Source organism: Pseudomonas sp. FW305-20 (assembly GCF_058788075.1).
The window spans coordinates 42,405-59,646 of the sequence record NZ_JBYTAJ010000016.1 but is presented as its reverse complement, the minus strand read 5'-3'; the positions used below and the strand labels follow the sequence as shown (position 1 = coordinate 59,646).

Genomic DNA, 17,242 nt, shown 5'->3' with positions numbered 1-17,242 from the left:
ATGTTGTTGGTTGTGCGTTTCCAGCGTCTGCTGTAGAGCAAGAACGTGCTCGACCTGGGCGCCCTACTAAAGCCGCGCAAATCGCTAAGCAGCGCAGTTACGCGAAGTGAGCTCCATTGGTTCTCTTTCTGACCGGGTGGAAAAATTACGTAAGTCTGCCCCTTCTAGACCTGCTGTAACACTCGCACCTACCCCCTTGTTTCTGCCCGGTCTAAGTGAGTTCAGTCGTGCAATGCCGAATCATATTGCCCGCTCCAGCTTGTTCGCTCCGGTAGCTCGCGGAGCTAAGAAAATGCACAAAGAAACCGTGCTGGTTAGTCGTAAGGACGCTGTCCTCACTTTTTGGGGGGAGCAGTTGGATGAGGCTCAGGCCGATGTTTGGATGCAGTTGATGCACGAAGCGATCAAGGCTCCGCTGGGTGTTGCGGTGCCAATCAATCGTGCACGTCTGCTGCGAGCCATAGGCAGGCAAACGGGGAATTATGAGTATCGGTGGTTACACCGTACGATGAAGGCATTGAGCTTCGCCATGTTGATCGTCGAGGTGACGAAGGACGGTAAGCCAAAGCTTGAGGTTGGCAGAGCCGAATCACTGCATCTGATCGATAAGTTTATGTACGACCCGGAGCGAGAGAGCTACGTCGTCCGCATCGATCCAAGGTGGCGTTTTCTGTACCGTAATCGCGAGTACGCCTTAATCAATTGGGAGAAGCGGCTACGTATTCGCAAAGGTCAAGATATGGCTAAGGCCTTGCAGCGTCTCGTCGCGACTTCGAGTGAGTCTGTGCAGCGATTTCAGCTCGTTTGGTTGAAGGAACGCTTCCAGTACTCCAGTCCAATGCGCAAATTCAGGGCTTCATTAGATGCTGCGATGCAAGAGTTGGAACGTGTGGAGGTCATTGCGGCCGGAAGAATCGAGCTCAGCACTAAAGGGATGGAACAGGCAGTGTGGACGCGCCTTTAACCCAGTTGACCTATCGGGGTTGCGTTCCGCTTGCTTCGGGGTTGCATTCCGGTCAGTCGGGGTTGCGTTCCGCTTTATCGGGGTTGCATTCCCCCCGAGGTGCTGGAGGCCGCGTAATCCGTGGTGTCCAAAGGAGTAAAGTGCTCTCTACCTTTTTTCTACTGTTTAACTACCACCACAATGCTGTGGATAACCTGGCTCTTTGGCATCTTTAGATGTCGTCCGACCTCACGAACTTGAACATCTGATTTGGTCGGAACACGACTGCCAAAGCGTTAGACCAGACCGCACTCGATGGGACTAACCCAATTCGGTCTGTTGCTGACACGCTCCTTTTCAATCTTGCTGATTTCTAACTGAACTCCTTCGTAAATCCCCAGTTCTGATAGATGCTTTTTTATCTCGTCCAATTTGAGTATTTTCGTTAATTGTAGATATATTGAAAATGCGCGACCGAAACCATAACCATCTCCAAATCTCCCGTATGGATCTGTTGTAGCTAGGTATCTATATGCAGCGATGGTTGACGTAAGAGAAAAAGAGCCATGAACCAGGTAATCCATAAAGACTTTATTTAATGCCTCCTCAGTTGTCGATTGCTCCAAAGTTTTTGAGATTGTTTTTACTATGTTTGAGGTCTGGTGAGCCTCACCCCACAACGCAGACCAGAGATTCTCTGGGCCGCTCCAATAAATATCTTCTGCATTCTGAAAAAGCTGAGATAGAAGGTTCAATATCTGTGTCGGATGTCTTCTTACATCTCCTCGAAAGTATTTATAGAGTCTGTTCGATTCCACCATGTCTGGCCAGCCAAGGCTCTTGGTCTCCTGGCCGATAATGCAACTGAGTTGATATGGGCTTGACGCTCCAGCACCCATGCGCAGGTGATTCATTAGTGCGATAGTCCGTAGCTTTATGCGACTCAAATCACCGCTATTTTTAGAATTCATAAATTTATCGTCTCTTAAGAATCTTCTCGGGTAATGAAACGTAGCAACAAGCGAAGTCAGGCACCAAAAGGGATCGGTATGTAGTAGACGGTGGCTTGTGTGTGATTCGTTGCGGCACCTTGGAGGCGGGCTGAGGTTTGAAAAGTATTTGTTACACCGTCGATTACACGCTGCTCCCTTTTGGTGTTTATCAAAAATGCTCCGGTGACGTAGTGAGGTTTTGGTGTTGGGTAGCGGTGGTTTTTTTGTAGTCAGGCGTCATGCAGTATCGGGATACATATTTTGTAAATTGGGTATATCCAATGCTTAGTTTGGATGCGCTGCTGGCGTATATATTAATCAGCGTATGGCCTGCATTGATTTGTTTTTGAAAAGTATCTTGCAACTTAAGGAAATCAACCTTCCCTTGGCCGCGTCTAGCCTCTGAATTAGGGCTGTTGAAATTTTTCATGACGGTTCCTGTTTGACGGTTTTTCTATGTCTAACAGGAGAAAAGAAAATTTGGAAGAAGTTAGTTAAAGATTTTTATTGTATATGCGATTTAGCGCGATTTAATGCGATTTAATGCGACGCGAAGAAACTTAATGCGATTGATGTCTCAAATTTAACTTTTCGCATTAAATCGCGTAGATTCGCAAATTATATGACGGCAAGATGTGTGTTGTACCGGTACGGGCTACGCACGCACCAGTCCTCCACCTACTCTTACTCGCCTTTGGCTCGACGTAAATTTGCTCTGCGAGGCTGGCTGCCACTACCGTGAATAAAGAAGCAATCAAAGGAGGAAACCTTATGGCGCGAGAGAGAGCGACTGAGGAAGTGAAACCCCATTCACGCGGCTCACGCCCACGCCGTGAACGCGTTGAAGTTTGGGTCGATGCAAACGAGAAGGCGGAACTGGTAAACAAAGCGGCACAGACGGGGCTATCAATGGCTGCTTACCTTCGGTCCGTGGGCCTCAATCACCCGGTAGGTGCTCGCGCTGATCTTGACGCTGTCCGCGAGCTAGTCAAGGTGAACGGTGATCTTGGGCGAGTTGCCGGATTGCTAAAACTTTGGCTGGTCGAGAAGCGTGGACAAGGGGCAAAGCCGATAGATGTAGAAGCGATGATGAAGAATTTTCGAGCTCTGCAAGCTCTGGCATTGGATCTCATGAGCCGAATCGTCTACAAGCGAAAATAACATTGGCCCGAAGATGCATCTGGATGCCCTTTGCTTCTGGCTCAGATCGCGCATGTGCGGAGTATGTAGGGGGGGCAGACAGTATAGTTGCGATACCTTCGTATAACCCGGCTAGATTTGTATCGTGCGTTCAAAATAGAGGACGGGGTAAAATGAAAGACAGATCACACGAAGAGGTTATGGCCGAGTATTTCCGCGCCCACCCGGCCTATGCAGCTGAGCTGTTAGCTGAAGTTCGCAGCGATGGCGATCCGACCGAACTGAAAACCGTGTTTCATCATATGGTCAAAACGTTCGGCCGGGAGGGTACTTGGTGGCACAGCCTCACCAGGGCAGAGAGAGACTTTTTGAGTAAGGGACCTCGAACCCCTGACGCATAGGCGCCGGCTCGATCCAACCAGTATCTAGAAGCCCAAAACAGACACATAAAATTAATAAAACTATTACTCAAACTTAAAAGTCGCGGGCCGGACATCGACTCTAACAAATGGTTATGCAATGTCAAATTTCATAAATATTGAAACACAGAAAATTGTACAAGAAATCACAAACGAAATTGATCCACATCGCATTCTTTCGCTATGGGCGTGCAACAAAGAGAAATTGAAAGGAGTAAGATTACTTACCCAAGTCAACAGCTTTGACTCAAAGCTTCTCCCGAAGCACTTGGAGAAAAAAGAATTTGAGGGGAAATCAAAAGCTTTTCTTCAAGAGTTTTACCAGAACAGGAACCTATTCGTCTTAAGTAATGAGATATTAGACGCCCACCACAGCAGCGCAATCCTTAAACTGCCAATCGACTATTCATTGCTATTTGACTCAAATTATATAGGGTCAATAGATTTATTCCTTAGAGGAATGCCAGTTGGAAACAACTATGACGCACTCACAAAATCGATGCACTATATACTAAGCAACAAGCTAAATTGCGACGCACTCCCATATTTATTTGAAAACATCGAACACATTACAGAGCGGAGAGAGGATGTTACGAGATCATTTGCGAATTTCTTGCGCATATCATCCGCTACTCCAAAAAGCGAGTGCATCCGCACGCCAGACGACCTAACATTTAAACTATCCGAGGCTGATTCATTGGACCTCGCAAAGCAGCGAATTTTAAATTTTTATGATGATAAGGAAGCACTCGAAAATCATATTTTACGCCAAAAAACTGATTTCTACATAATACTGTCGATGATTCATATAGAACACCACATAAAGGGGAGTCTGTCAGAAAAATTTTCCGCACTCATCACAATAATGCATTCCGAAATTCGAGGCGTTGCGCTGAGAGAGCTAACAATAGCCTACAAGTACTTTAAAAATAATAATTCAATATTTATACTGGCGAATCTAGGTAAGCTAATAAAAGAAAGCAACAGCTCCATTAAAGCAATCAGAAATATAAGCTGGGATTTCCATTTTTTTCGTCTAATGGAAACATGGGCATCAGACACCTCAAAGGCTGCTTTTTTTATACCAATGTTTGTCACGTTAGACAAACGACTAGCAAACCTAAATGAAATATACCTGACAAAATATTCTGTATTCCACGACATCGAAAGAAAAATGTACACCGTTCCTGCATTAGATATCAGATCCCAGATCGACAATAAGGCATGTCGACTTATCCTCGAAGATTACTTTACCCCTCAAAAAAGAAGTCAAAGAGCCAACGGTACCCGCCTGTCATCGGACGCACTTGAAGAGAAAATCAAGAAAAAAGGATCCGAGCTTGATGCTATTTTTCTCGCCACAAAATAAGCGTCCATGATGGTTTCCTGGGGTAGCGGCTTTCTCAAAGACTTTCTTGAACAGTCGAATATCGGAACGACCACGGATGAACGAACGGGAACGAGCAGTAATCAAATCCAAGAGGGAACTATGACACAGCGTGATTTCACAACCTTTTATCTTGCTACGATAGACCTCCCGATTATTCTGGAACCCCACGAATTTTATGTATCAGAGGCCAGAAGGAGATTACTGGCACAGTTTTACGATATGGACCGAGAAGCGCAGAAAGCAGAGAAGGAACACCTAGAAAAATCGGCACAATATTTCGATCCGGATCGAGATGACCCTGCAGATGCATATGAACGTGCATACCACGAAGGAGTATCCCACTGGCTGGCACTGAATGAGATGCACAACACAGTCACCTTGGCACTGACAGCCGGGATGTTTCACCAGTTTGACAAAGCTCTGCGTGAGAAGGCCGTCAGGGAGTTCAGCCATTGGCTTGATGGGCACATAATCAGCCCACTTATCTGGGATTTGGGTTTTCCCAGGCTAATCGAGCTGCTTGAATGGGTTGGACTAAAAATTAGTGGAGAACCCTTTTCCAACACAATTAACGCCTGCCGGCTGGTCATTAATGTTTACAAACACGGCGATGGAGACGCGCATCGCGAGCTTTCATCCAAATACCCTGAATATTATCCGCGTGGCAATCTGCACGATTTAACGCTCTTTAGCTCCCGTCACGAAGACCTGAAGATAAGTGAAGCGCAGTTTGTTGAATTTGCCGATGCTATTACTGCTTTCTGGAAAATTATCCCGCAATACTGCCACCACTCGCAGCTGGGGGATGATCCTACATGGTTAGAGGCAGAATACAGAAAGTACGAAAAACGGCTTACCAAAGCTAAATCAGGCAGTGCCAAGAAGGCGCCATGGGTGTAACGATCAGCATACGCTTGGAGCCTACTCAAAAAGCCCAATGCTGCGACCAAGCGACACCGCAAGCGTTACGCCATGGTCAAACCTAACCCATCTTGGGTAAGCTCAGCGAAACTTTGCGCAATTAAGCTCAATTCGGCGCAATCAAGGGATGAGCACTCATAGGATCGACCATGGCCGCCAGTAGCAACTTCTCCTTTCTTCAGGAACACGACCCCGTTTTCCTACAGCTTGCGAGCGCGGCCGAACAGGTCTTTGGCAGAGATCCCAACACCACACTGATCAAGCTGAGACAATTGGGCGAGGCTTTGGCTCAGGACCTAGCCAGCCGCGCCGGTATCGAGTTCGATGCCACGACCACGCAGTCCGATCTCCTTTACAAATTGAGCCGCGATATCCAGCTGGATCAAAACATCCGTAGTCTGTTTCACACCCTGCGCATCGAAGGTAATAAAGCCACACACCAGTTTCGTACCCAGCACCGCGAAGCCATGGACGGGCTCAAAGTCGCGCGTGCTCTGGCCATCTGGTACCACCAGTCCTTCGGTAAAAACGGCAATGCGTTCAAACCCGGCGCCTTCGTTACACCGGCTGACCCCAGTACCCCGCTACGTGATCTACAAAACCAGATTAAGCAGTTAAAAGTGCAGCTCAGCGAGTCCAGCCAACAGCTTGAAAGTAATCAACAACTGGCCTTGTTGATGAGACGCGAGGCAGAGGAGTACTCCGTTCTCGCCGAGCAAATGGATGCGGAGTCACGGAAACACAAACAACTGGCCGATTCCCACGAAGCCGAGCTGAACAAGTTGCGCGCTGAATTTGAACAACGCCTTATGGCGTTACAGAAAAGGTTGGAAACCAAGCCTCAGTCTACCAAGCAGGTAGTTTATAAGACCCAACAAGCCAGCAGCCGCTTCGATCTAAGCGAAGACCTCACACGAATACTGATCGACCAGCAACTGATCGAGGCCGGCTGGGAAGCCGATTCGTTGGACCTCATCTATAGCAAGGGCGCGCGCCCTGAAAAGGGTAAGAACAAAGCTATCGCAGAATGGCCCACCAGCAGCCCAAAAGCCTGCGCCGACTATGTACTGTTCGCTGGCCTTCTGCCCGTAGCCATTGTTGAAGCCAAACGCAAGCGCATCAATATCGCCGACCGTATTACCCAGGCAGAGCGTTATGCCCGCGAGTTTGAGATTCCGTCGGAGTATCAGCAGTCTTGGCTGCTCGCTGGGCGGCCGCAGCCTTGGAACGATGGTCAAGGCAACAGCTTCCGCGTCCCATTTGCCTTTGCCTGCAATGGTCGCCCCTATATCAAACAGCTCGCCGAACAATCAGGCACTTGGTTCCGTGATTTGCGCAGTCCAGCCAATACGCGTCGGCCGCTGCAGGATTTCCATACCCCGAATAATCTGCTCGACCTCCTCAGACGCAGCCAAGCAGAGGCCGAAGCGAAGCTCAAGGGTGAAGGGTTCGCCTATCTCAAATTGCGTGATTATCAGGAAAAAGCCATCCAGGCAGTGGAGCAAGCCCTAGCTAACAACCATCGCAATTGCTTGCTCGCCATGGCAACTGGCACCGGCAAAACCCGCACTATCATTGGCTTGATGTACCGATTTCTAAAGGCCGAGCGCTTCAAGCGCATCTTGTTTCTGGTTGACCGCAGTGCCCTTGGCCAACAGGCCATCGACTCATTTAACGACACCCCCCTTGAGCAGAATCACACCCTGGCGCAGATCTATGACATCAAAGAGCTGGGAGACATGGCCGCCGAAGCGGAAACTCGCATTCAGGTGGCTACCGTACAGGCTATGGTCAGCCGTGTTTTTCGCTCAGACAGTCCACCATCCGTAGGTGAATTCGACTGCATCATTGTTGACGAAGCTCACCGTGGTTACACCCTCGACCAGGAGATGAGCGAAGGCGAGCTAGCTGTCCGTGATCACAGTCAGTACCTCTCACAATATCGTCGTGTGTTGGACTACTTCGATGCTTGTAAAATCGGCCTCACCGCCACCCCCGCCAAGCACACCAGTGAGATTTTTGGTAAGCCTGTGTTTACCTACAGCTACCGCGAAGCCGTAGCCGATGACTGGCTGATCGACCATGAACCGCCAATCCGTTACGAAACCCGACTCAGCAAGCACGGTATCCGTTTTGAAAAGGGTGAGTCGGTCAGTGTGATCAATACTCAGACCGGCGAAGTTGACCTAGCCGAGCTGGAGGACGAACTCACCTTCAATATCGAGTCGTTCAACCGCCGCGTCATAACCCCAGCTTTTGACAAAGTGATCTGTGACGCCCTAGCCAATGAGCTGGACCCATTTGGCGAAGAAAAAACCATGATTTTCTGCGTCAACCAAGCCCACGCCGAGCGCGTGAAAAATCTTCTGGATGATGCCTTCAGGGAAGCTTACGGCGAGCAATACAACCAGGCGACGGTGCAAATCATCACTGGCCAGAGTGATAAAGTCGAGCAACTGATTCGCAAGTACAAAAACGAAACTCATCCTAGCATCGCCATCACAGTAGATCTGCTCACTACCGGCATTGACGTGCCGAAGATCTGCAACCTGGTCTTTATGCGCCGGGTACGCTCGCGCATTCTCTATGAACAAATGAAAGGCCGTGCTACCCGACGCTGCGACGACATCGGCAAAACGGTTTTTCGCATCTACGACCCTGTCGATCTATACGCCAGCCTGGAAGCCGTCGACACCATGAAACCATTGGTGAAGAATCCCAACGTATCCCTTGAGCAATTGGTCAGCGAGCTCACTAACGATGCCAGCCATGACGCCCCTGGTACCCAGGAGGACAGCAGCCACGCCCATGATGTGCTGGACGTTCTCAGTCAGCGCATCATGCGCATCCTGCGTACCGCCGACCACAAAGCAGAAAGCGACCCATCCCTGAAGAAAAAGCTCAACGAACTTGAAGACATCTGGGGGGTAGAGCCGGCCAAACTACACAAACATCTGCATGAACTGGGGCCTCAGCAAGCCGCCAACTTTATCCGTCAACATAGTCAACTAATCAACCAACTGGATACCGTCAGCAACCTACTCGGCTCAGAGAGGCACCCAATCATCGCCACTCAAAGCGATGAGCTAATTGGCCGCGAGCAAAATTACGGCGACCACCAAAAACCTCAGGACTACCTGGAAAGTTTCCACGATTTTATTCACCAACAGCTCAACCAGTCCGCAGCCCTCGGTGTGGTGGTCAACCGGCCGAAAGACCTCACCCGCGAACAATTGCGCAATGTGCGCCTACTGCTCGATCAACACGGTTTCAGCGAAGTCAGCCTCAAAAGCGCATGGCGAAACCAAACCAACCAGGAAATCGCTGCCAGCATCATCGGCTACATCCGCCAGGCCGCTATCGGCGAAGCCTTGCTTCCATTTGATCAGCGGGTGGCCACTGCCATGCAAAAAATCTACGCCCTCCAGCAATGGACGCATGTGCAACGTAAATGGCTCGATCGCCTCGCTAGGCAACTGGTGCATGAGGTGATCATCGACCTGCAACAAGTCAATGAGGCATTCAAAAATGATGGAGGTCTTAAAAGCTTGAATCGCAACCTCGGTGGTCATCTGGACCGGGTATTGGAGGTCCTGAATGACAATCTGTGGCCGAAGGTAGGTTAGCCAATTGCCGCTTCTATTGGGCGGTAGCCGCACGTACCGAAAATAAGCACCCGGAGTACAATGCCGTCCTGCTCATCACTGTAGAACAAAGATTTTTTTCAGAACGCGGACTTCGTCACCGAAGCGGTGTAGGCCATTCAAACGTAGAGCATTTTTTACACCACGTTTCAATAAGTCAGCCCGAAACATCCAATTCAGGTGGCCTACCCGACAATGTCAGCGGCTGGCCCCACCCATTTACTAGAGTGCCACCATGACCAACAGCGACATCGTCCAGAAGCTCTGGAACCTTTGCGACGTCCTTCGTGACGACGGCATCAACTACAGCGACTACGTTACTGAATTGGTCCTGTTGCTGTTTGTCAAGATGGAGCATGAGCAAGTCCAGAACAACGACAGCTTCGGCCACAAGCTACCCGAGGGCGCGCGCTGGTCGGACCTGTCTGGTAAATCTGGCATCAATCTACTCAACCACTATCGACAGATGCTGCTCGATTTGGGCAAAAATACTGACCCTCTGATCGCTGCCATCTATGCCGATGCACAAACTCGTCTGAAAGAGCCGCGTCATTTGGAGCATTTAATCCAAAGCCTAGATGGTATCGACTGGTTCAGCGCGCGCAGGGACGGCCTCGGCGACCTATATGAGGGCCTACTGGAAAAGAACGCAAGCGAAACCAAATCCGGTGCAGGCCAGTACTTCACCCCGCGCCCGCTGATAGACAGCATCATCAAGTGCATCCAGCCCCAAGCCGGAGAAATCATTCAAGATCCTGCTGCCGGCACTGCGGGTTTCCTAATTGCCGCTGATGCTTATATCAAAAGCCAGACTGATGACCACTACAACCTAGATGAAAAAGCAAGAACCTTCCAACGCAACCAGGCTTTTGTCGGAGTTGAGTTGGTGCCTGGCACCCGCCGTCTGGCTTTAATGAACACCTTGCTGCATGGCATGGAGGGTGACGAAGAAGGCGTGGTTCACCTCGGCAACGCACTCGGCCAAACCGGCGCTAATCTGCCCAAGGTCGATTTAATACTTTCCAACCCGCCCTTCGGCACTGCTAAGGGCGGCGGTGGTCCTACCCGCGACGACCTAACCTACAAAACAAGCAACAAGCAGCTGGCCTTCCTTCAGCATATCTACAGAGGTCTAAAACCCGGCGGCCGAGCCGCCGTGATCCTGCCTGACAACGTATTGTTCGAGGGCGGCGTGGGCACCGAAGTGCGACGCGACCTGATGGATAAGTGCAACCTGCACACTATCCTGCGACTGCCCACCGGAATCTTTTACGCGCTTGGCGTTAAGACTAATGTCCTGTTTTTCCAGAAAGGTACTGCCACCAATCCACGTCAGGAACAAGGCTGTACTCAGCGAGTATGGTTCTATGATCTGCGTAGCAATATGCCTAGCTTTGGTAAGAGAACACCCTTTTCTTCCGTACATCTCACTCCCTTCGAAGTAGCCTACGGCGTCGACGCAAACGGGAACAGCCCACGGGCAGAGAACGTCGAAGGCCTCGGAGAAAATAGCCGTTTTCGCGTCTTTAGCCGCTCCGAAATCGCTGGGCGTGGGGATTCGCTCGATATCGGCTGGTTAAAAGCTGATGACAGTATGGACTCCAACGATTTACCCGCGCCTGATGTATTGGCCGGAGAGGCTATGGCTGAGTTGACTGAAGCGCTGCGAGAGTTGGATGAGTTGATGAGATCACTTGGCGCAAACGATGAGGCCGAGATACAGAAAAAGATGCTGGCGGAAGTGATGGGACTGACCGTGCTAGAGGGTTACGGGGATGAATGATTTGCCAAAAGGCTGGCAGTCTGTTTCTTTGGGGGAAATTGGCCTTGTTCAAAGTGGTATTGGCTTCCCCCTTGAACTACAAGGCTCAACTAATGGTCTCTACCCTGTATACAAAGTAAGCGATATTTCTCGTAGCGTCGCACAAAAAAATGGCAACTTAGAAACTGCCAATAATTACGTATCGGAGGAAACTGCGACCCTATTAAGGGGGCATATTTTTAAATCTGGTTCTGTTTTATTTGCTAAAATTGGCGAGGCATTAAAACTTAACAGAAGAGGTTTTATTAAAAGGGAAGGTTTGGCAGACAACAATGTGATGGGATTCACGGCTGAGGAAGGTATAGATGATCGATTCATTTATCATTTCCTCAGAACCCAAGACTTCGCAGCTTACTCAAGATCCACCACAATTCCTTCTATACGAAAAGGTGATATTGAAGGTATCACTATCCCACTCCCGCCCCATGCGGAACAAACTCGAATAGCTCAAAAACTTGACGAGCTTTTGGTTCAAGTTGATACGCTCAAAGCTCGGATCGGTTTCATCCCTGAATTGCTTAAACGCTTCCGCCAATCCACCCTTACCGCCGCTGTCTCTGGAGTACTAACCGAGGAATGGCGCGCGGCAGCCAAATTGAATTTAAACTGGGAAAAAACTTCCATTGGTTCAATATGCAACAAGGCGTTTGATGGTCCGTTCGGCTCTAAGCTTAAGTCAGATGACTATACGGTCGAAGGAGCCAGAGTTGTCCGCCTGGAAAATATTGGGCATCTAATTTTCAACGAAGATAAAAAAACTTATATCGGCGAAGAAAAATTTGAGCAGCTTTCAAAAAACACGCTCGAGGCTGGAGATGTTCTTTTTTCTTCTTTTGTCGATGAAGAAATAAGAGTCTGCCAGTTACCTAAAAGCGAAGAATCTTTCATCAATAAGGCTGACTGCTTCTGTCTGCGTGTAGATAGTTTTTCTGCTAACCCAGCGTTCGTTATGTATGCTTTAGCTGCAGGAGCCACTTATCGTCGAATTAAAGAGGCGGTACACGGCGCTACGAGACCAAGAATAAATCTGGGCTTCCTTAAAGCTTTTGAGATCAATCTCCCTTCAATTCAGGAGCAAAATGAAATCGTTCGCCGAATCGAGCAACTGTTCGCGTTCGTCGCGCAGCTCGAAGCCAGAGTCCAGGCCGCTCAAGTCCGCATCAATCAACTAACCCCAAGTATACTGGTTAAAGCCTTTAGCGGCGAACTACTCCCTCAAAACTATAACGACGAGCCAGCGGTAGAACTGATTGCACGGATTGCTGCAGAGCGTTCCAGAAACCTCCCTGCAAAAAAGATACGCAAATCTCGACAGTCTGGAATCATCCGCCCCCTAAGGGAGAGCACCACTATGAGCAAGCGTCGTCAAGATAAGGATGTACTGGGTCAACCTTACTTGAGATCTCATCTACATCGTTTGGGCTCAAAAACTACAGCTGATGTTTTGTTCAAAACTGCTGATCTTTCAATAGCTGATTTTTATAAACAGCTGGCTTGGGAGGTAGAGCAGGGTTTTATTCAGGACCACGGCCATACCTTGGAGGCTAGTGATGCGCCTTGATAAGGTATACATCGACGGGTTCAAAAATCTAAAACAGCTCGAAATCGATTTTGATGAAAGTAGATTAACTACGGTACTCATTGGGCAGAACGGTGCAGGAAAGTCCAATCTCATCGAGGCAATAACACAAATTTTCCGATGGGTAGACATAAGCCGTCATGAACCGCACTTCAAGTATCGAGTGGACTACCGAATTGATGACAAGCAAGTCACGCTGAGCAATTTAACTGGTGAGCCTGCCATAGCCGTAGATGGGAAAGAAGTAAGCCTGATAGAGTTCGAAAGGAACAAAAGCGAGTGGTTTCCTGATTTGATTTTTGGCTATTACTCCGGCGGAAACCGTAACCTCGAGTTGATTTTTGATGCTCACCAAGCTAAATATTACAAGGCAATAGCGCGCAACAATGACGAAGTATCATGTCACGAGGCCTTGTTAGAGCGCCGGCTTTTCTACTGCAGGCCCGTACATGGTGCTTTAGCGCTACTGGCCCTTTTTGCCTTTCCTGATGAGGCGGTGATACGAGAGTTGCAAGATCGTTTGCGCATCAACAATTTTCACTCTGCTTTAGCTTTGTTCAGAGAGCCTTGGTATGCCAAGGGTGGCAAATCAACAAAATCTGCAAATGCGTCAAGCTTTTGGGGGGCTGAGGGACCTGCAGGCCGCACTGCAGAAAAGTTAAAGAAACTGGCTTTTCACCCGTTCGGCCTTTCAGGGAACTCTATCGATGATTACCGAGATAAGAGACAGGAAGAATCTCAGTTCGCAACCTTCCTTGCCAACCCAAAAGCACTAGCAAATCTACGCGAAGAATTCAGCGACGACAGCGATCTATTTTACGCTCTTGAAGCGTTGGACGTCTCTGATCTTATACGCGAAATGACAGTTTGGATCACTAGAGAGAACGATAAAACTGGCGATGTTGGTTTCGCGGACTTATCGGACGGCGAGCGGCAGCTGCTCATGGTTTTGGGATTGATTCGCATCTCGCGTGGCAAACGCGTCTTGTTTTTATTAGACGAACCTGACACCCATCTTAATCCACATTGGCAACTTAGCTATCTAAAGTTGATTGAGGACTGGACTGGCATCGCAGCAAACAAAAATAGATGCCAAGTAATTTTAAGTACCCATAACCCATTAACTATCTCAGCGCTCAGTCGTGATGAAATCCGTATTCTCACTACGGCTGATGATGGCCGGATACTCGCCTCTCCGCCATTTGCAGATCCCAAAGGAATGGGGTTTACTGCCACTCTGACCGAGATTTTCGGACTTCCAAGCACTCTGGATATTGATACCCAACGTCTTGTGGACGAGCGTAATGCGCTTGCTCATAAGGAGTCTCTAAATGAAGCTCAAACTCTCCGACTTGGAATGCTCAATGAAGAACTTTCGCAATTGGGGTTTTTATTCGACAACAGAGAACCACTCTATAAAGATTTCCTGCTCTCTTGGCATGACCTTAGATATGCAGACCGTCAGCCAATGACCTCTGAACAGGTGCTTGGGAGGCGCCGTGCAATGACAGAATTATTGAGGCGATTGACAAAAAGGGAGGTGGAAAATTGATCCTCGTCCGGCGAAATTCTGCGCTCATTCCAGAAAAAATACTTAAAGTCGCAGAGCGCGCTCAAATTGTGCTTGAGGCACTTCCTGAAGATCAACGCAAAGACTATATCGAAAAGAAAGGTTATGTATGGCGTAGCTTTGGCCGTCATCTAGCAAAAATGTCATATGGTAAATGTTGGTACTCTGAAAGCAAGGACGCCCATTCCTTTCAAGATGTAGACCATTTCAGGCCAAAGAAAAATGCAAAACGCGCAGATGGCGATGATGACGATGGCTACCCTTGGCTAGCCTTCTCCTGGGATAATTTTCGCTTTTCATCTCAGCGTGCAAATCGACTAAGCACCAACGAAGATAGTGAAGAAACTGTTGGAAAGGGCTCGTGGTTTCCTCTCTTGCCTATTGGTAAAAAGGCAACTTGGGAGGATCGCTGTATTTCGGATGAGCGGCCCGTTCTCCTTGATCCGACGGTTCATTCAGATGTACGTCTCATTGAGGTGAAAGCATCTGGACAGCTTGGACCAAGTCGATTTTGCTTAGGGAAGCAACATAGGGAACGAGTAACTGAAAGCATTAAGCTACTAGGACTAGATTTGCCTGGATTAGTTGAGGCAAGACAAGTGGTAATGCGCGCAGTACAAGGGATGGTAGAGGATTTGGAAAGGGTGGCCGCAGCGGCGGATTCACTCGGAGACCTATCTCACCTAATTGCTGAAACGTTACCAATTGATGAAAAAGCAAATCAAATTCAACAGCTTACTAGACCTATGCAGCCATTCGCTTCAGCAGTTCGAGCTCAGCTCAGGGAGATGGGATATGGGGAGTTCTGCTTGCGAGATGAAGAGATTGGATTGAATACATGAGAGAGCAATCTGGACCTGCCCCATAAGGCGCATCGCACTGGTGCTCACGAAGCAAAGTCATGAGATTGGCAGTTGAGCTAAGCGACTGCCAGTACAGCGCGGGTCGAGTGCTAAGTGAGCTTCTTGGCTAAGTCCTCCGTTTTAGGATGGTAATAACGCATGAGCATGCGCGTATCCTGATGGCCAGTGATCTTGGTCAGTTCGTGCAGCGGAAAGATTTCCGCTAGACGCGAGGTTGCCTCATGGCGTAGATCGTGGAAGCGCAAATCCATCAGGAACGGATCGGCCTGGATGCACTTGTCAATCTTGTCCTGTGAGAGTTTCTTGTGTTTGAGGTGAAGGGACAGACCTTCCGTGTAGGCGTTGCGTGCATCGGCAATAGCATTCGTGAATGCTTTGGTGATTGAGTCGGGCCTGCTCCGAAAACAGCGACCATCCTCTCTCTCGGCAAGGTTACTCAATATGTCCACTGCCTTGCTGGAGAGAGGAACGCCCCGGGAGGAGCCGTTCTTGGTCATCGGCAGCAGAGCGACTCGCTTGTCTAAATTGACGTTAGTGCTTTGCAAACCAGTTATCTCACTGCGGCGCATCGCTGTTTCTACAGCGAAAGTCATGATTTTCGGTAGCTCAGTCGAGCGAGAGTAGCGGCAAATCATTTCGAGCTCGTCCACATGCTCGTGCAGCAGCTTCCCGCCTTTTTGCGTCCATACATCAGCGCTGAGAATGCGTCGCTCGCGTGAATCGTCAACGCTTGGTTGGCGGATGAGTTCGACCGGATTGGTCAGAGACTCCATGCGCCACTCTTTGCGGGCGATGGTGAATACGTGAGAGATCAAGGCGAGTTCGCGGCGCACCGTGGAGGGGGCCAGTCCCGCTTCGAGGCGACTATCACGGTAAGTCGCCATATCGGAGCCGCGAATGCTCGCAAGCGAGCGAAGGGCCATTGGATGACGTTGCATAGCCTGAATGCGTGACAGCTCGGATGCACTGCTGCGTTTTTTGCAGGTTATCTCTTTGGCGTATAGCTCAAGGGCGCTGGCGAAGGAGGTCGCTTCAGCTTCGCTGCGGCTAACGAATACTCCAGCATCCATTTCACGCTCAATCATAGTCGCCCAGGTTTTTGCTTCGAGCTGGGTATTGAATGTGCGTGTCTGTTGGGGCCACCCTTTACGTCTGATTTGAGCGTGCCATTGGTGGGGGCCTTTCTTCCTGAACGTCGCCATCGCTTTTCGCACTGTGCCAAAAATGTGCCATTAACTTTACAGGAACACCCATGCAAGCCGCAAAGCCCGCGCTAATACGAGAAACCTTCCCTGTTGGCCCTTTGCAGTGCAACTGCACGATCATCGGCGATCCGATCACCAAAAAGGCCATCGTGGTCGATCCGGGCGGTAACCACGAACTGATCCTCGCGCGGCTCGACGCATTGGGCCTGAAGGTGGTCAGCATCATTCACACCCATGCTCACCTCGACCACTTTCTGGCTTCCGGTCAGTTGAAGGAAAAAACCGGTGCTACCCTGCACCTGCATAAAGAAGATCAATTTCTGTGGGACAACCTGGAGATGCAATGCCAGATGTTCGGTGTGCCCTACACCCCGGTGCCGCCGCCGGATCGCTGGTTGGCCGATGATGAAGAACTGGCCTGCGGCTGTGGCGTGGCGTTGCACACGCCGGGTCATACGCCGGGCTCCATGAGCTTTTGGTTTTCAGAAGCTAAGCTGCTGATTGCCGGTGACACGTTGTTTCGTCGCGGGGTAGGGCGCACGGATTTGTGGGGTGGCGATCAGGCGACCATCGTGCGGTCGATCAAGCAGCGGCTGTATACCCTCGATGAAGAGGCGACGGTGGTGACCGGGCATGGTCCGGACACACGTCTTGGCGATGAAATGCGCGAGAATCCTTTTGTACGGGCTTAATTGTTACAGACGGAATTTTTGTCCGCTGAAACGATCCAACGCCCGCAAAGGTTTAATGCCTT

14 protein-coding genes are annotated in these 17,242 nt (G+C 49.5%); 11 read left to right on the top strand and 3 right to left on the bottom strand.

Annotation, left to right across the window (positions count from 1 at the left end):
• The first annotated feature begins 292 nt into the window (after positions 1 to 292).
• The gene (locus tag AC3WP4_RS15750) at positions 293 to 964 is read left to right on the top strand and encodes a hypothetical protein (RefSeq protein WP_309475422.1); all 672 of its coding nucleotides are present in this window, start codon (positions 293 to 295) and stop codon (positions 962 to 964) included.
• A gap of 275 nt (positions 965 to 1,239) precedes the next feature.
• Here AC3WP4_RS15750 and AC3WP4_RS15745 read toward each other — a convergent pair whose 3' ends face one another.
• Both AC3WP4_RS15745 and AC3WP4_RS15740 read right to left on the bottom strand, forming a co-directional pair.
• Positions 1,240 to 1,914 (bottom strand): hypothetical protein, encoded by a 675-nt coding sequence (locus AC3WP4_RS15745; RefSeq protein ID WP_146011581.1) that lies wholly within the window; start codon positions 1,912 to 1,914, stop codon positions 1,240 to 1,242.
• Between the two features lie 190 nt (positions 1,915 to 2,104).
• Positions 2,105 to 2,365, bottom strand: a complete 261-nt coding sequence (locus AC3WP4_RS15740) for a TraK family protein (RefSeq protein ID WP_102615281.1) — start codon at positions 2,363 to 2,365, stop codon at positions 2,105 to 2,107.
• Between the two features lie 308 nt (positions 2,366 to 2,673).
• On the opposite strand from AC3WP4_RS15740, the gene AC3WP4_RS15735 reads away from it, so the two are divergent.
• The 9 genes from AC3WP4_RS15735 (at position 2,674) to AC3WP4_RS15695 (ending at position 15,262) form a co-directional block, all read left to right on the top strand.
• On the top strand, positions 2,674 to 3,096 hold the full coding sequence (locus AC3WP4_RS15735; RefSeq protein WP_442964038.1) for a plasmid mobilization protein: 423 nt from the start codon (positions 2,674 to 2,676) through the stop codon (positions 3,094 to 3,096).
• 152 nt (positions 3,097 to 3,248) lie between these two features.
• A complete protein-coding gene (locus AC3WP4_RS15730) occupies positions 3,249 to 3,476 on the top strand; it encodes a transcriptional regulator (RefSeq protein WP_102615283.1) in 228 nt (75 codons plus the stop codon).
• 118 nt (positions 3,477 to 3,594) lie between these two features.
• Positions 3,595 to 4,863 carry a hypothetical protein gene (locus tag AC3WP4_RS15725; protein ID WP_102615284.1) on the top strand — a complete coding sequence of 423 codons (1,269 nt, stop codon included), beginning with the start codon at positions 3,595 to 3,597 and terminating at the stop codon, positions 4,861 to 4,863.
• 6 nt (positions 4,864 to 4,869) lie between these two features.
• Entirely contained in the window at positions 4,870 to 5,784 is a 915-nt protein-coding gene (locus tag AC3WP4_RS15720; RefSeq protein WP_207250554.1) for a hypothetical protein, read from the top strand.
• A 170-nt stretch (positions 5,785 to 5,954) separates the two neighbouring features.
• Complete coding sequence (gene hsdR, locus AC3WP4_RS15715; protein WP_102615285.1) at positions 5,955 to 9,431, top strand: type I restriction-modification system endonuclease; 3,477 nt, start codon at positions 5,955 to 5,957, stop codon at positions 9,429 to 9,431.
• Between the two features lie 253 nt (positions 9,432 to 9,684).
• On the top strand, positions 9,685 to 11,232 hold the full coding sequence (locus AC3WP4_RS15710; protein WP_102615286.1) for a class I SAM-dependent DNA methyltransferase: 1,548 nt from the start codon (positions 9,685 to 9,687) through the stop codon (positions 11,230 to 11,232).
• Entirely contained in the window at positions 11,225 to 12,832 is a 1,608-nt protein-coding gene (locus AC3WP4_RS15705) for a restriction endonuclease subunit S (protein ID WP_102615287.1), read from the top strand. Before AC3WP4_RS15710 ends, AC3WP4_RS15705 begins: the two co-directional genes overlap by 8 nt.
• The gene (locus AC3WP4_RS15700; protein WP_102615288.1) at positions 12,822 to 14,402 is read left to right on the top strand and encodes an AAA family ATPase; all 1,581 of its coding nucleotides are present in this window, start codon (positions 12,822 to 12,824) and stop codon (positions 14,400 to 14,402) included. The genes AC3WP4_RS15705 and AC3WP4_RS15700 overlap by 11 nt, the downstream gene beginning before the upstream one ends.
• Positions 14,399 to 15,262 carry a hypothetical protein gene (locus AC3WP4_RS15695; protein ID WP_102615289.1) on the top strand — a complete coding sequence of 288 codons (864 nt, stop codon included), beginning with the start codon at positions 14,399 to 14,401 and terminating at the stop codon, positions 15,260 to 15,262. The genes AC3WP4_RS15700 and AC3WP4_RS15695 overlap by 4 nt, the downstream gene beginning before the upstream one ends.
• 110 nt (positions 15,263 to 15,372) lie before the next feature.
• On the opposite strand, the gene AC3WP4_RS15690 is transcribed toward AC3WP4_RS15695, so the two are convergent.
• On the bottom strand, positions 15,373 to 16,368 hold the full coding sequence (locus AC3WP4_RS15690; protein ID WP_256581184.1) for a tyrosine-type recombinase/integrase: 996 nt from the start codon (positions 16,366 to 16,368) through the stop codon (positions 15,373 to 15,375).
• Between the two features lie 167 nt (positions 16,369 to 16,535).
• Here AC3WP4_RS15690 and AC3WP4_RS15685 point away from each other — a divergent pair, with 167 nt between their 5' ends.
• Entirely contained in the window at positions 16,536 to 17,180 is a 645-nt protein-coding gene (locus AC3WP4_RS15685) for an MBL fold metallo-hydrolase (protein WP_102615291.1), read from the top strand.
• The last annotated feature ends 62 nt before the right edge of the window (positions 17,181 to 17,242 follow it).